This window comes from Gracilibacillus sp. HCP3S3_G5_2 (assembly GCF_052063305.1).
Lineage (GTDB): Bacteria > Bacillota > Bacilli > Bacillales > Amphibacillaceae > Gracilibacillus.
This window is the reverse complement of the sequence record NZ_JBQHXU010000009.1, coordinates 22,832-39,477: the sequence shown is the minus strand read 5'-3', so window position 1 is coordinate 39,477 and position 16,646 is coordinate 22,832. Positions and strand designations below refer to the sequence as shown.

Here is a 16,646-nt window from a genome sequence, read left to right as displayed (position 1 = left end):
GTGGTGGGGCCGAGTTTTCTTTATTACGGTGTTGATCGTCCGTAAACCCTTAATTTCGTTTACCCTCAGTGGAGATAAAAATCCTACTGAGGGAAGTCTCACTTTAAGGACTATACAATATCTTTTGTAACTAGAAAAAATCAATAAATGGGAGTGAGAGAATGACTGCATCTGTTCAAAAGCGAGGGACCATCGTTGCTTTGTTATTAGCGGGCTCTTTTATCGCTATACTTAATCAAACATTGATGATTACAGCAATTCCTCCGATTATGAATGAAATGGGGATAACTGCTAACTCAGCACAATGGTTAACAACGATCTTTATGATGATTAACGGTATAATGATTCCAATTACCGCCTTTCTAATAGATCGATTTACAACAAGACAATTATTCATTACTGCAATGAGTGTATTTGCCTTAGGTACACTTGTAGCGGGATTGGCTCCGAATTTTCCTGTGCTGTTAGCTGGTCGAGTGATTCAATCAGCAGGTGCTGGTGTCATGCTACCATTAATGCAGACGGTATTTCTGATGATTTATCCAGTCAATAAACGGGGAACGATAATGGGGCTGGTAGGGCTGGTAATTTCTTTCGCTCCAGCAATTGGACCATCACTATCAGGGTGGATTACTGAACAGTATTCATGGCGTGTTTTATTCTATATTATTTTACCAATTGCTATTATTGACATTATTATCGCTTATTTTGTTATGAAGAATGTAACAGAGGTCTCTAAGCCTAAACTTGATGTCCTGTCGATTATATTATCTTCATTTGGTTTTGGTGGTTTGTTATATGGGTTTACGAGTGCAGGTAATAATGGTTGGGGCTCGCCAATAACTATTATCGTACTATCTGTAGGAGTTATCTCCCTTGTTTGGTTTATTTTACGACAATTGAAGTTAGCACACCCGATGTTGGAATTTCGTGTGTTTACTTATTCCATCTTTCCATTAACCGTAAGTCTTGGAATGATTGCCTTTATGGGTTTAATTGCAGTAGAAACGTTAGTTCCGTTATATATGCAGGATGCTAGGGATTTTTCAGCTGTTGACTCTGGTCTTGTCATTCTACCTGGAGCTTTAATAACGGGTTTGATGTCTCCAATTACTGGAAGGATATTCGATAAAGTCGGAGCAAGATGGCTTGCAATAATTGGCTTTTCTTTGATGGTGATCGGTTCCTTTTTATTTACGGTTCTCGATGACAAAACGTCTATTACCTATTTAACCGTTGTGTTTGCACTTAGAATGCTAGGTATTTCTATGGTGATGATGCCTGTTGCGACTGCTGGTTTAAATCAATTGCCAAAGAGACTAATTGCACATGGTGCAGCAATGGATAATACATTACGGAATGTTTCCGCTTCTGTTGGTACAGCGATTATGGTTACAATACTCACACAAGCGCAATCAATTGCTGAACAAAGCGGGGACGCGCATCCGGGGATAACAGGGGCTAATACAGCCTTTTTAGTGCTTTCTATTATTACTTTAGTCGGCTTAATTCTATCCTTTTTTGTTAAAAATAGTAGACCATATAAAGAAGAAGAAGGAGATTAGCGTTAACGCTAATCTCTTTTTCTGATAAGGGTAGGATGCTAGATTGCATGCATTTATAAAAACGAGTAAATTTTTTACATGCAAAATCCGAACGATCCTTTTTTTGTAGTAAGATAGACTCATTTTAGTATTTAAATTGTCGATAATTAGGGAAACTGTTGACCACTACTATGTATGCGATTACAATTCTAGTTGTATGAAGTGCAGCTACACAGTATGACGCCCAAAAATAACAACGTTGTTATTTTGGTAATAGGTTAGAAAGGAGGATATATTTATCGTTTTTTTATTAATAAAAAAAAGAAGGTGATGAGATGAAAAAAAATCAACGAATATTTGCAATTTTTGCGATAGCTATCCTTTTATTATCTAATGTCCAAATGGTCAGTATCACAGCAAAAACTTCAAGTATTCACAATATAAGCAGTATGGAATTTGCTGTTTTTGGTTCTAATACATCTAATGACCGAAATCCAGATCCTATTATTCATTCCGAAAATGCAGCAACGATTGAAGCAAATGGTGGTAAAATATCCAGCAGTGATGATGGTATTTCCTTTTTGTATGATGCTATTTCTGCTCAAGCAAATTTTGAGATAAGTGCAACAGCTACAGTGGAACATTTTGAGCCTGATAATCAGGTTTCCTTCGGTTTAATGCTAAGAGACGAAATTGGGGAGCACCGTAGTTCTGATGGACATGAATCTAACTATGTAGCTGTGGGTGGATTGGATCAGGTAATAAAAGGATTTTACAAAAAAGATTCTTTAACAAAATTAGATGTGTTTTCAGATAATAAAGCTCCTGTAATGGATGAAGTATATCAATTATCCATAAGGAAAACAGGGGATACGTACTCACTTACATCCAATGGAGAAACAGAAGTATTTACGGCAGAAGATGTGTTTTCGGAAGCGATACATGTCGGTGTTTATGTGGCAAGAGGAGCAAAAGTGACATTCGAGGATATTACCGTTACAGAATCACAAAATGTAAGCGGTTTAAAATTGGATGAGAAAAATTTGGAGAAACGAGAGTATCTAGTCGGGGAAGAGCTAGATTTAACTGGCCTTGAAGTGACAGCTATATATGACGACGGTACAACAGAAAGACTTTCGCCAGAGGATTATCTGGTCACGGGCTTTGATAGTACGGAGATTGGCACTAATACGTTAACTATTCATTATAATGGATTCACAGAAACTATCACTGTCGAAATCGTGCCACTTACAGTGACGGATTTGGAGATTAAATACTATCCAGCTAAAGAAAAGTATTATATAGGTGACCTATTTCAGCCAGAAGGTTTAGTCATTGAAGCGATATATAATGATGGTTTTGTTACAGAAGAAGTGTCAGATGAACTCTATACGTTAAGTATTGATGGTGAGGAGATAGGAGAAGGCACGGTACTAGACGAATCAGGAACGCAAGAAGTAGTGGTTGCATCGACTGAGAGACCAGATGTAACTACTTCTTTTACGATCGACGTAATAGAAGCAAGTGTGAAAGAGTTGGAAATTCGCAGATTACCAAGAAAACAGGTCTATTTCTTAGGGGAGAAGCTCGACCTATCTGGAATAGCAGTCTATGCTGTTTACACAGATGAGCAAGCTGTAAGGCTGATGCCGACAGATTTGGAAGTCCAAGACTTTGATTCCGAAACGACTGGAGAGAAGGAACTTACCATTCAATATAAACAAGCTACAGCTACACTACCTATTACAGTGAAAGAAAAAGAATTGCAACAGATAGAAGTACAAGACTATCCGCAAACAACCTTTTTGGTAGGAGATTCTTTTCAAAGCACTGGCTTAACAGTGGTGAAAGTGTATGATAACGGTGATAAAGAGTTGGTTGACGAAGCTAATTATCATATCGACTCTTCTGCCTTTGATAGTAACAAACCTGGAGTGTATGAGATTAAAGTTGAGCCAAATATTGATGGATTATCAGCTATTACGTATGCAGTCACTGTTCGTGAACAACAGGAATATGAATGGAAGTCGATCCATTTCGGGCAATCTACATCTTCTTCTAACAATAAAGTAGAAATAGTCGATGATGGAACAGTGAAATTAACTGCAGATAATGGAGGTAAAATTACGGGAGATCATGATGGCATTTCGTATTATTATACAGAACTAGATGCTAATCAAGACAATTTTGTTTTATCTGCAGATATTAAAGTACTGAATTATGCCAAAGACCCTCATGATGGCCAGGAATCGTTTGGTATTATGGCAAGGGATGCTATTGGAACAGAAGGTGATTCTGCTGTTTTTGCCTCTAATATAGCTGCAGTTGGTGGATTTAGCGGAGGTACCAGAGACCCGAATGGTACGCAGCTTTTTGTCAGGACAGGGGTGCTATCACCTGATGGAGAAGGTAGCCAAGGATTACAACGAATCATGATCGACGAACAGAAGCCGTCATTAGAAACAACAGAAACAAATTATCGTCTAACATTACAGAAAACAAATAGTGGTTTTGTCGGAAAGCTAAATGATGGGGATGAACATATTATCTTTGAACCAGAAATAGTAAATGTGCAAAATGATAAAATGTATGTTGGCTTCTATACTGCACGTGTGGCAACGATCGAAGTAAGTAACATGGAATTGACTGTAAGTGCTGCTGAAACAGATGCGCCGAAAGTAGAACCACCAAAAGAACCGATGACCCCTAATTTAGATATTGTATCGTTGGACAAAACAGCAGATGCAGATTATTCCTTCATGTTTCAATCAAATGTTGATGGCTGGGCAACTGTTAGAAAAGGGCAAGACATTCTCGCCGAAGATATCCGTGTAACAGGGGATGAAATAGTCGAACTGGAAACAACTTTAGAATCTAATCGGACTACAAATTTTACTGTTGTGCTTGTGCCAGATGATACACAAGAGCTGACCGATTACCGTTCAATCGTAAGAAATGTTACTGTATCAATGAAGACTTTTGCAGGTGAGAATGGGAATATTTACGTTGCTCCAGACGGTACAAGCAATGGTGATGGATCAAGAGAACAACCGTTAGACCTAGATACAGCTATTGATTATGTCCAAAAAGGTCAGAAAATTATTGTGCAGGAAGGACACTACCTTCGCAGTGAAAAGCTGGAGATTGCTAAATACAATGATGGAACAGAAGTAGAAAGAAAAATGCTAGTGGCTGATCCTGAAGCGGAAAATAGACCAATTATCGATTTTGATAACCGATCAGAAGGTGTTGTTCATAGTGGAGATTATTGGCATGTAAAAGGGATTGATTTTACACGCTCAGGTCCTAATATGAAAGGGTATAATATCGGGGGTAGTCATAATATTATTGAGAATGTTGCTGTATATGAAAACGGGGATACTGGATTACAAATAAGTCGGACAGATCAAGCAGACACAATGGAAGAATGGCCGTCAGATAATCTTGTATTAAACAGTATGGCCTTTGATAATCGAGACCCTTCTGAAAATAATGCGGACGGATTCGCAGCAAAATTAACCGTCGGGGAAGGTAATGTTTTCCGAGGCTCGATTTCACATAATAATATTGATGATGGTTGGGATTTATACACGAAAGTAGGAACAGGAGCAATCGGTGCTGTTACTATTGAGAATAGTATTGCTTTCAACAATGGTTATGTAACAGGTAGTGAACCAGGTAAAGGTAGTAAAAATGGCTTCAAGCTTGGTGGAGAGGGTGTACATGTGCCACATGTGATTCGAAATAGTGTTGCATTTGGTAATGGCGCAGTAGGATTTGATAGTAATAGTAACCCAGGGGTGATTGCAGAGAATAATTATGCATTTGATAATGAAGGTCGCAATATCGCGTTTACTACTTACTCTGGAATTGAGGAAGACTTTACGATTGATGGTTTTATCTCTTTCCATACGAAAGAAATAAATACTACACAGACAGCAGATGAGTATCCGTCACGACTATTGACAGATAAAAACTTTATGTACACAGGTAGCAAAACGGTGAATCATGCTGGCGATCAAGTCCCTCAAGATGTTTTAACCATCTTAGCGGAAATTACAGCATTTACAAGAAATGAAGATGGACAAATTATATGGGGAGATATTTGGGATACCTTTAATGAATTTATGGCTCAATTTGAAGCACCATCTGACGATGACAAAGAAGAGGAGGTACCAGATCCTCCAAAAGATCCAGACAAAGACAAGGATGAAGATAATGATAATGACAAACCGTCTTCTCCCGGAAGTGATCCAAATACAGATGGTAGTAGAGATCAAGATAGTAAATCAGGGGAAACTCCTATTATCACAACACCAAATGTAAAAGATGGAGTAGCAGAAATTGATTTGTCAGACATAGAGAATATCGGTGAAAATAATCTTTTGATTATCGAATTGCCAGTTGAAACTGGACTGGTAACTGTTCATTTAACAGAGGATCAAGTGAAACGGTTGAAAGATAAAGGAGCTGTCCTTCATATTCGAAATAATGAAGTAGAGTTAACGATTCCTACAGCAATTTTGACAGAGGGTGAAGCATTTATTACACTGGATAAGCTCGATGATGACGTAGAACATGCTGTAAGTGCTGTGTATGATTTTACCATTGAACAGAATGGGAAAGAGATAAGTGAATTTGGGATTCATTCTGTCACGCTGTCTTTTATCGTAGATGACCAAAGTGTAGAGGATCCAAATGAATTAAGTATCTATCACTTAAACGAAGAAAATCAGGAATGGAAATCAGTTGGAGGTAGCTATAAGGATGGGAAAGTAACAGCAAATGTTGAGCATTTTAGTACTTTCACTGTATTTGGAACAGATAGTGTACAAGCCGAGCAAATTCCACTAGAAGAAAATAACGGATCCATACTGCCAAATACAGCAACCAATATCTTTAATTGGGGCATGATAGGAATGTTTTTCCTTCTTATCGGTTCAGTCATATTTGTTTTGATAAGAAAAAAGCATAACAATCATAAGATGAAAACCTCATGATTGAATAAAGAAAAGGTTGGTACAGTAAAAAATATATTTAGCTACAGCTCCGACAAAATCCTTCACCTCCGTGGGCTCGGCTTCAGCAAGATAGAAGGACATTTCACAAATGAAATTCGTGGATGAACTGTTCAAAAAAGATGAAGTTAGAATATGCTCAGTGAGGGGTTAACCTCCACTGAGCAGTAGCAAAAATTAGCGTCTGATATCACTAGACGTATCCTTTGTTACTTGGAACTAGAAGTGGGGGTCTTACAGACATTTAGCACCATGATAAATGTAGGCGGTGTTGGCAGTTAATACATGCCATCACTGCCTTTTATGCTTAGGAATTGCTTGCTCGATAAAGTTTTTGGCCAGCTTTTTCAACTCCTGTTTCATTGTCTCGCCCTTCATTGGTACACCGTGTCCTGCGATAATGATATCGGGATCTAGCGCAGCCAGCTTTTTTACAGATTGCTCTGCTTTCATCCAGTCTTGTGTAAAATAAGCAGGTGGTCCGTAAACATGCTGTAGTGGGAAAAACACTGCTATGGATGATTCTGGTTTTTCCGTAGAAATCGCATCACCTGCGATTAATGAGCGGTCCTGTTCACGGAATAAACTGATATGGCCTGGGGTATGTCCAAACGTTTCAATGTATTTCCAATCCTTTAGGAAAGGAACCGTACCGTCTGTTGGCAAAGTAGAAACAAGTCCTTCTAGGTGTTCTGGTTTAGTTGGAAAGATTCCTGATAATAAGGAGATCATCCCACCTCCAACGGTTGGATCCCCAGGTGGATATTCCTTTTTGCCTGTTACATAGTCTATTTCGTTTTCATGAATATAAATCGGCACTTGCCAGTATTCTGCTAGCTTTTTGGCAGAACCAATATGGTCAAAATGCCCATGTGTTAATATAATTGCCTGAGGTGCTTTGTTACCATAACGATATTCGCAAGCATGTAGTATTCTATCTTGATATTTTCGCGTACCGGTATCAACTAACACCCACTCTTCATCGGGTGCTCCGATCATCACGATATTCACAATCAGTGTTCGATAATATGCAACATCTGGAAGTACCTCTTCTGGTATTGCATGGTCTAAGTCGTGTTCAAGGTCTTTCCAATTATCAGTATGTTCTTGATCCATCTTTCTCCCACCTTATCATAACGTACACTATACTTATTGTGGGGTGAAATGTATAGATTTATACAATTTAGCAAAAATTACTTGTTGTTTTAAAAGTTATGTGATAATATTTTTACCAAATCATGTACTTGAGATAATTTAATATACGGAAAGATTTTCTTATCCAGAGAGGTGGAGGGACTGACCTTAAGAAGCCTCGGCAACCAGCACATCTGTGCCCGGTGCCAATTTCAGAGAATCAGGTTTTGATTCGAAGATGAGAAGATTCGTCGCAGATTGTTTTCATTTATACAGTCACAAGCTGAATCCTTCTCTATCTTTAAAATAGAGAAGGATTTTTTATAGATCCATAATAGTGAGGTGAATCCAATGATATGAACGTGCATTACTATGTAAACCATTAGTGAATCAACATTAAATTAAGAGATTGGGCATTCAAGCTACCATCCATCCTGTGGTTGAAAAAAAGTAAAATGTATGTAAATAAGGAAAACCCCTTTACACGTATGGACAAATTAGTAAAACATGATAAAATTTTAGTAAGTCGATGTGAGGGAGTTCGATCGGGATGAAAAAGTGGATGAAAAAATTAACCGTTTTATTAGTGACAATACTAACACTTGGTTTATATGTTCCTCCAATCTACATTGATGGAGATGTAGATGTAGGAAAAAGGGATCTAGAGCCAAGTGAAGACCGGTCAAAACCAGTGGATAAAGAGGAATTAGCAGATTCGATAACGGAAGAAAATGTTGTCCTTGAAGATGCGAATCAACTTTATCTACAGCAATTAAATACGCTTGCTAAAGAGCAAGTGCAAACAAAGCTGGGAACAAAAATCTCGGCGAAAATTAACCGCGAGATCAATGACGTCGTTTTACCAAACATGGAAACGGTTTTAGAGGAATTGTATGAAACAATTGGTGAAGAAGAAAGCCAATTTTTAATGATTGCAGAAGATCCTGCCGATGGATATGGTGAGCGGATCTTTAATTTATACAATGCAAAAGAAAAAGAAAATGTTGCAAAGTTTCATGTCAATCGGTTAAAGAAACCACAAGACGGTTATTATTTTCAATTCCACTATCATCTACATGACGATCAATTTGAAGAACATCTCCCGATAGGTGAAGTTTATTGGGGGAAAGATACACCACCAAAATGGATGTCGTAAAAGTAAGAGGCTGAGACAAAAGTGTGTTTTATCCAGCAAATTCCGAACATAAACGGTGCGAATACCCGCTACGGAATTATACTCCGCTTTCCGCGGGCTTATCCTCAGCCTCCTCGAAAAAGAAGTTCACTTTTTCTATAGGGTCTTCACACTACGCTTTCCCACAGGAGTCTACTTATTTTTCCTGCGCGCTATTAGCACATTGCCGGCTTCTAGACGAAACACTTTCTTTTTGTCTCAATCTCTTTTTAACCATAATGCAAAAATATTGTCAGAATTTTTTTGCATTTCGCTTTATTTTATGTCGAAATATAGCTAAAATAAGTCTTATCGTGAATTTTTTTGATTTATTGAATTTATTAAAAAGGAGTCTTAAAAAAATGCCTATAAAAGTGCCGGATTTGTTACCTGCTAAGAGTAGATTGCAAGAAGAGAATATTTTCGTGATGGATGAAAGTCGGGCATTTAAACAAGATATTCGGCCACTTAAAATATTAATATTGAATTTAATGCCGTTGAAGCAGCAAACAGAAACGCACTTATTGCGATTATTAGGGAATAGCCCATTACAAATAGAGGTAGGATTATTGCATACCAGTACACATACATCCAGAAATACTTCTCCGGAGCATTTAAAGCAATTTTACAAATCAATTGATGATGTGAAAGCCAATAAATTTGATGGACTAATTATTACTGGTGCACCGATTGAAAAACTGGCCTATGAAGAAGTGGATTATTGGGAAGAACTATCAGAAATCATGAAGTGGAGTAAGACGAATGTAACCTCTACATTGCATATTTGCTGGGGGGCGATGGCCGGATTATACTATCACTTTGGGATAGATAAACATATAATGCCAGACAAATTATCGGGGATCTATACACATACTGTAAATGATCCAAGGGAAAAATTAGTAAGTGGTTTTGATGAGGAGTTTTTGGTACCGCACTCCCGCTATGCTGATATCCGTAAGGAAGATATTGCAAAAGTACCGACTCTCAAAATATTAAGTGAATCTGATCGTGCCGGGGTATATATAGTTGCTTCAACCGATGGAAAACAGATATTTGTTACTGGACATCCTGAATATGATGCGTTCACACTAAAGAAGGAATTTGATCGGGACACAGCTGCTGGCCTTCATCCAATGATACCGGAAAATTATTATCCAGATAACGATCCAAACGAAACGCCAAAGTTACGATGGCGTACCCATTCTAATATATTGATCTCCAATTGGCTCAATTACTATGTCTATCAAGAAACACCTTACGAGCTTTAAAAAATTACTAAAAAAGCTTAAACTCTTTTCGATAAATCGAAATGGGTTGTAAGCTTTTTTGACTTGGAAAGTATCACAATGCAGAGCCAATTCAGTGGAGGAATGAAATGTGCAAAGAATAAGAAAAATTAAGGTGCTTAATGAACAGCTAAGCTTTTATAAGGTGAGGACTAATTCTGCTTTATGTGCCTCAATCTTCTTTCGCATATTTTTGCTGATAGTGTGCATAGGAATCGGTTGCAAGAGTTACTGCTTGAGCGAATGCTGCACCGCCTCCTAGGGCAGCACTAACCGCAAGGGTCTCCATTAACTCCTCTTCGCTAGCACCATTTTCGACAGCACCTTTTGTATGATAAATAATACAATATTCATCCTGTGCATAGATGCTGATCGCCAAAGCTATCAATTGCTTTTCCTTTTTGCTAAGTGATCCTTCCTTAAAAGCTTCTTCGGTAAAATGATAATAGCCCTTCGTCACTTCAGGCAAGTACTCCTCCATCCTAGTAGTACCACGTTTGAAATCGGCAATTGATTGATCGAAATAATTTACTTGTTCTTGATTCTCCATACTTTATCCCGCCTTTCATTTTAATGTTTGAAAAAGCATAAGATTTTATACAGGCTAGGATAGACAGAAAAGCAGGAACTCGCTAAAATTTGTTAAGGGAGGGGATAAAAGATGAGTGAGGGCAAAAATAAAGTACAACTAAAAGTAAGAGACAATGGTTCGATTTTAGTAACGGGAGATGTCGAATTAGTCGATGCGGAAGGGAATCCATTTGAGACGAAAGCGAAGTTTTCTCTGTGTCGATGTGGCGCATCTAAAAATAAGCCTTTCTGTGATGGATCACATAAAGAAATAGGTTTTCAGGATGAAATTAGAGCTAAATAGTCTAATGCTAGTGGAAAGGTACTAACCGTTTGGTAGTGCCTTTTCCTTTTGATTTCCATTGCGATGGAACTGAATCTATAGTAATGTTGTGGGGAGATGGAGGTGATTTCATGAAAGAGAGGCAACGTATTCTCTTGAGGAGACTATTACTAAACGATGATCAAGTAGCTTTAGTGCAACATCTCGCCAATGAGCTAGACTGTTCAGAGAAAACAATAAGAAATGACTTACATGTATTGGAAACCTTTTTAGAAGAGCATGGTACCGGTCATTTAGTACGAAAACCTGGTGTAGGCGTATCCATTGAAATTTCTAAATATGACAAACAGAAGATTTTATCTTTCATACAGTCTGAAAGTAATCTAAAAAGAAATGTGTTAGAAGTCGCAGAACAAAAAGAAATAATCTATCAGCTTCTTATCCATGAAAATATCTCTATCCAACAGTTAGCAGACCGTTTCTTTGTATCCCATACGACGATAAGAAAGGTAATCCAAGAGATCCAAGCATGGTTAGAAACGAGAAATGTGCAGATGGAGATGAAGCAAAAAATTGGTATACTTGTACATGGGGCTGAAAAGGATATCAGAGTAGCAATCCAGCATCTCGACGATTATAAAGAAAAGGAAGACAGTCAATCTCATTTCATCTATCAACAAGTAAAAGAATATGAACAGAAAGCGCTCGATCAATCTTTCTTAACCTTTATCAGGAAAAACCGCATTCCATTGACCGATGAAAGCATAAAGAGCTTGAAGGTTTATATACTGGTGATGGTAAAAAGAATCAAGTCCAATCATTTGATTGAAATAAGTGAAGATCCATTCTCCATTATTAGAAAGAAAAAAGAATATCAATGGATCGAACGCTTAGTAGAAGAGTTAGAGAATATCTTTCTTATTAACATTCCTGAGCAGGAAAAGGTATACCTTACAATACAGTTTTTGGGTGCTAAGCTTCAAGAAAGACACGAAAATGAGCCTTATTATGATGTGAAAGTTGATCAGCAAGCAGAACGACTTACAGAAGTATTAACAAAAAGACTAAGTGTATTGGCATTAATGCCTTTTAACCATGATGAAACCTTAAAAGACGGATTAAAAGTACACCTCTATTCTGTTATTAATCGATTAAAATATGATCTTCCTGTCCAGAATCCGTTAGTAGCGGATATCAAGCAAATGTACCCGTTCATGTTTGATGCTTTAATTACTGTGTTGCAGGATATGGCGGAGGAATTACCGTATCAGATCCCTGAGGATGAGGTGGCATTTTTAACATTACATTATCAGGCATCGATAGAACGGATTAGAGGGAAGCGTAAGGTTAACAAACGAATAGTGATTGTTTGCCATATGGGAATTGGTGTATCAGAAATTCTTCGTTCAAAGATTTCTGCAGCTTTTCATGATACCGAAATTGTGAAGACACTTCCGCAAAATCAATTACAGGCATTTTTAAAGGAGCAATCTGTTGATCTGATTGTTTCGACTATACCCTTAGAGGATGAAGAGATACCTCAAGTTACTATTACCCCACTTTTTAATGAGCATGATAAAAATAAACTTCGAAGTGTTTTACAGGAAAAGAGCCACGATAATAGTGAATCGGTATTAAGCCGCTATTTAAAAGAGGAGTATCTATTCTTACAATTAGAAATAGAACATCGATTTGAGCTGATAGAAAAGCTGTCAGAAAGATTAGTCCATGATGGCTTGGTAGAGGAGGATTATGGGCATCAAGCATTACTGCGTGAACGAGCAGCAGCTACAGCGATAGGTGGAGGAATCGCGATTCCACATGGTGCTCCACATTTAGTGCGTGAATCTACTATTATAGCAGTGACACTAAAGCAACCGATTAAATGGGGGACAGAATCTGTCTCACTAATATTCTTTCTTGCCTTAAAACCTGAGTCGTCAGATTCCAGAAGGAAGTTATTCCACCAGATATCAAGGCTGGCAGGTAATCCTGAGTTAGTTGCAAAACTAACAGGGACTAGAGATACAGATAAATTTTTAGCTTTACTTGAATAAGAAATCCGTGCAGGTTCACACTGACTGTAGGGATTTTTTTATTTCGAATATAAGCAAATAAATCATATTTACCAGAAGTAGTGGTAAATTTCTTTTATTTTGCTTAACCATTTTTGGGGTATACTGTGAGTACTAACAACAAGGGAAGGTGTATATAATGACAAAAATAGTAGCGATTACATCTTGTCCTAATGGGATTGCGCATACGTATATGGCAGCTGAGAATTTAGAAAAAGCAGCTGAAGAGATGGATATAGAGATAAAAGTGGAAACGCAAGGCTCGATTGGGGCAGAAAATGAATTAACTGCTGCTGAAATTGAAAAAGCAGATGCGGTAATTATTGCTGCAGATAAAGCAGTTGATAAATCTCGCTTTGTCGGTAAAAAAATGGTAGTGGCAGGAGTACAGGAAGGTATCCGAAATCCTAAAAGCTTAATAGAGAAAGCATTAAGCGATAATGCGTCCGTCCATCAAGGAGGCGAAAATAGCCAAAAAGAAAATATGCCGACAGCTTCAGAAGAAACAAAGCAAAACCCTATTTACCGTCACTTAATGAATGGTGTTTCATTTATGGTGCCATTTATTGTAGTCGGTGGTTTATTAATTGCCATTGCCTTAACGATCGGTGGTATTCCAGGTGAGGGTGGTATTGTTATTCCAGAAGATTCATTCTGGAAAACGATCGAATCCATTGGAAATGCCGCATTTAGCTTTATGGTACCGATTCTTGCTGGTTATATTGCCTACAGTATTGCAGATCGTCCCGGTCTTGCTCCAGGTATGATCGGTGGTTTTATTGCAGCTAATGGTAGCTTTTATGGCAGTGAAGCAAGTGCAGGTTTCCTTGGTGGAATTATTGCAGGTTTCCTAGCAGGATATGTAGCATTATGGATTAAGAATGTAAAAGTACCAAAAATGGTACAACCAATTATGCCAATTATCATTATACCGGTAATATCTTCTTTAGTAGTAGGTCTTCTTTTTGTATTATTAATCGGGGCACCGGTAGCACAGGTTTTTGAATCTCTAACAGGCTGGCTAGCAGGTATGCAAGGAACAAGCTCCGTTTTATTAGCGCTTATATTAGGTGCAATGATTTCATTTGATATGGGTGGCCCAGTTAATAAAGTAGCTTTCTTGTTTGGTGCTGCCATGATTGGGGAAGGAAACTATGAAATCATGGGCGCGATTGCGGCTGCCATTGCTGTACCACCAATCGGTTTAGGATTGGCAACATTGATGTTCAAAAATAAATTTGAAAAAGCACAACAAGAAACTGGTAAGGCATCTTTAACAATGGGATTCTTTGGTATCACTGAAGGTGCCATTCCGTTTGCGGCACAGGATCCATTGCGAGTTATCCCGAGTATTATGATCGGTTCCATGACAGCCTCCGTGATAGCAATGCTAAGTAATGTTGGAGACAGTGTAGCTCATGGTGGACCAATTGTGGGAGTGCTAGGAGCGGTTGATAATGTTATCATGTTCTTCATTGCGATTGTTGTCGGTTCGATTGTGACAGCGTTCATGATTAAGTTACTGAAGAAGGATGTCAGTGATCTTCGTATGGAAGAAACGGGTAGCATGGAAGAAGAGGACGTAAATAACGCTACTGTATCTCAACCAGTGGAGCATATTGAACAATTGACAGATATTACAAATGTAGAATTAATTGATACGGATATAAAAGCAAATGACAGAGATGGTGTCATTGATGAAATGATTGAAAAATTAGCTGCTAGTAATGTATTGACGTCTAAAGAAGACTTTAAAAAAGCGATACTAGCTCGTGAAGCAGAAAGCTCAACAGGTATTGGGATGAATGTAGCCATACCTCATGGTAAATCAGAAGCAGTAACAGTCCCACGCGTTGTATTAGGAATTAAGAAAGACGGTGTCGATTGGCATAGTGCTGATGGCTCACTTTCCAAATTGATTTTTATGATTGCCGTACCAAAACATGCAGAAGGAGATACGCATTTGAAAATATTACAGATGCTCTCTAGAAAGTTAATGGATGATCAATTTAGAGAGCAGCTTCTAAATGTGAAGTCTGAGGATGAAGCATATCAATTGCTAGATCAAATTAAATAAGAAAAAGTCTCCCTTTTCCATTATGTTTGGATAAGGGAGATTTTTTTTGATTGCTATAAATAATCCAATATACCCTCTTCCAAAAACCCTGTTAGATTATCTTACATGACAATTGTGAAGTGTTAGAGATAAGCATAGACTGTAAGTAACAGTTCATGTTAATAATATTTACAAGGAGAGGGAAAAGACTATGGAAACTGTACTTATGGATAATTTATGGGTCATTATTGGTACTTTTTTAGTTTTATTAATGCTTGGTGGATTTATCTTACTAGAGGCTGGTTCGACAAGAATGAAGAACGCCGGTCATATTGCTGGTAAAACAATTTTTACAGCGGGAATTGGCTCAATCGTATTTTGGGCTGTCGGTTGGGGTTTTATTTATGGAGAAGGCAACTGGTTTATCGGTTTGTCTGACTTCTTCTACGGAGACACAACATTTAGTGAAGAAGGCTTATCTCCGGCAGTTGATTTTATGTTTCAAATGATGTTTGCATTAATTGCCTTAACGATAGCTTTCGGTGGTTTTGCAGAACGTGCAAAATTATCAGCTTATGTAATATTTGCAGTGCTATTCTCCGCACTTGTTTATCCTGTTGTTGCCCACTGGATTTGGGGTGGTGGCTGGTTAGCTGATCACGGTAAGCAAGATTTTGCTGGTTCAACAGTTGTACACTTAACTGGAGCAATGGCGGCATTAGCGGCAACCATAATTTTAAAGCCGCGTATTGGAAAATATAATAAAGATGGTTCATCTAATGAAATAGCTGGACATAATCAGGTATATACAGCATTAGCCGTATTACTTTTATGGGTAGGTTGGTTCGGATTTAACGGCGCAAGTACATTTGGTGTATCAGATGCATTCTTTGGTTATGTAATATTAAATACACAATTAGCAGCCGCTTCAGGCGCTGTTGCAGCGTTGCTAATCGTATGGGCAGTAACAGGCAAAGCCGACGTCCCAACTACATTAAATGGTGCATTAGCAGGTCTGGTAGCCATTACAGCATCTTGTGGATTCGTAGAACCATGGGCAGCAGTAGTGATTGGTGCAATTGGTGGTCTGATTGTGTACGCTAGTATGCGATTCTTTGATCGAGCTCGTATCGATGATCCGATTTTCGCATTATCTGTCCACGGTACTGTAGGTGTTTGGGGAACTATTTCAACAGGTTTCTTTGCAACTGAACCATTATCAATTGGTATGGAGTGGGGTCTGCCAGGTCTGTTCTATGGTGGTGGATTCGAACAATTAGGTGTTCAAATCCTAGGTGTTGTAGTATCTGGTATTTATGCATTTGTTGTTTCCTTCATTATCCTTAAGATTATGGATAAAGTAATGGGTGGACTGAGAGTTTCTGAGGAAGAAGAGATTATCGGTCTTGACATGAGTGAGCATGGTAGCTATGGTTACCCTGAGAACATTCCAAACCCGAGTGAACAACAAGCAAAATAATGCATTGTTCTAGTTCTTCGATAAAG

Annotated in this window: 10 protein-coding genes and 1 riboswitch; of the genes, 8 read left to right on the top strand and 2 right to left on the bottom strand. The window is 38.2% G+C overall.

The window, feature by feature from the left end; genetic code table 11:
* The first annotated feature begins 161 nt into the window (after positions 1 to 161).
* A complete protein-coding gene (locus tag ACTNEP_RS13975; protein ID WP_441162640.1) occupies positions 162 to 1,565 on the top strand; it encodes a DHA2 family efflux MFS transporter permease subunit in 1,404 nt (467 codons plus the stop codon).
* Positions 1,566 to 1,879: 314 nt separating this feature from the next.
* The gene (locus ACTNEP_RS13970) at positions 1,880 to 6,544 is read left to right on the top strand and encodes a bacterial Ig-like domain-containing protein (RefSeq protein WP_441162639.1); all 4,665 of its coding nucleotides are present in this window, start codon (positions 1,880 to 1,882) and stop codon (positions 6,542 to 6,544) included.
* 309 nt (positions 6,545 to 6,853) lie between these two features.
* Here ACTNEP_RS13970 and ACTNEP_RS13965 read toward each other — a convergent pair whose 3' ends face one another.
* Complete coding sequence (locus ACTNEP_RS13965; protein WP_441162638.1) at positions 6,854 to 7,678, bottom strand: MBL fold metallo-hydrolase; 825 nt, start codon at positions 7,676 to 7,678, stop codon at positions 6,854 to 6,856.
* Positions 7,679 to 7,834: 156 nt separating this feature from the next.
* Positions 7,835 to 7,941, top strand: a riboswitch (SAM riboswitch).
* Between the two features lie 305 nt (positions 7,942 to 8,246).
* Here ACTNEP_RS13965 and ACTNEP_RS13960 point away from each other — a divergent pair.
* Together ACTNEP_RS13960 and metA are read left to right on the top strand one after the other, a co-directional pair.
* Positions 8,247 to 8,852 (top strand): YpjP family protein, encoded by a 606-nt coding sequence (locus tag ACTNEP_RS13960; RefSeq protein ID WP_441162637.1) that lies wholly within the window; start codon positions 8,247 to 8,249, stop codon positions 8,850 to 8,852.
* Positions 8,853 to 9,232: 380 nt separating this feature from the next.
* Positions 9,233 to 10,138: a homoserine O-acetyltransferase MetA gene (gene metA / locus ACTNEP_RS13955; RefSeq protein WP_441162636.1), complete on the top strand. Its 906-nt coding sequence runs from the start codon at positions 9,233 to 9,235 to the stop codon at positions 10,136 to 10,138.
* 190 nt (positions 10,139 to 10,328) lie between these two features.
* Here metA and ACTNEP_RS13950 read toward each other — a convergent pair whose 3' ends face one another.
* Positions 10,329 to 10,706 carry a carboxymuconolactone decarboxylase family protein gene (locus ACTNEP_RS13950; RefSeq protein ID WP_441162635.1) on the bottom strand — a complete coding sequence of 126 codons (378 nt, stop codon included), beginning with the start codon at positions 10,704 to 10,706 and terminating at the stop codon, positions 10,329 to 10,331.
* A 111-nt stretch (positions 10,707 to 10,817) separates the two neighbouring features.
* On the opposite strand from ACTNEP_RS13950, the gene ACTNEP_RS13945 reads away from it, so the two are divergent.
* The 4 genes from ACTNEP_RS13945 to ACTNEP_RS13930 all read left to right on the top strand — a co-directional run bounded on the left by ACTNEP_RS13945 (position 10,818) and on the right by ACTNEP_RS13930 (position 16,620).
* Complete coding sequence (locus ACTNEP_RS13945; RefSeq protein WP_441162634.1) at positions 10,818 to 11,030, top strand: CDGSH iron-sulfur domain-containing protein; 213 nt, start codon at positions 10,818 to 10,820, stop codon at positions 11,028 to 11,030.
* A gap of 110 nt (positions 11,031 to 11,140) precedes the next feature.
* Entirely contained in the window at positions 11,141 to 13,066 is a 1,926-nt protein-coding gene (locus tag ACTNEP_RS13940) for a BglG family transcription antiterminator (RefSeq protein WP_441162633.1), read from the top strand.
* Positions 13,067 to 13,223: 157 nt separating this feature from the next.
* Positions 13,224 to 15,161: a fructose-specific PTS transporter subunit EIIC gene (locus ACTNEP_RS13935; RefSeq protein ID WP_441162632.1), complete on the top strand. Its 1,938-nt coding sequence runs from the start codon at positions 13,224 to 13,226 to the stop codon at positions 15,159 to 15,161.
* A 190-nt stretch (positions 15,162 to 15,351) separates the two neighbouring features.
* Positions 15,352 to 16,620 (top strand): ammonium transporter, encoded by a 1,269-nt coding sequence (locus tag ACTNEP_RS13930; protein ID WP_441162631.1) that lies wholly within the window; start codon positions 15,352 to 15,354, stop codon positions 16,618 to 16,620.
* The last annotated feature ends 26 nt before the right edge of the window (positions 16,621 to 16,646 follow it).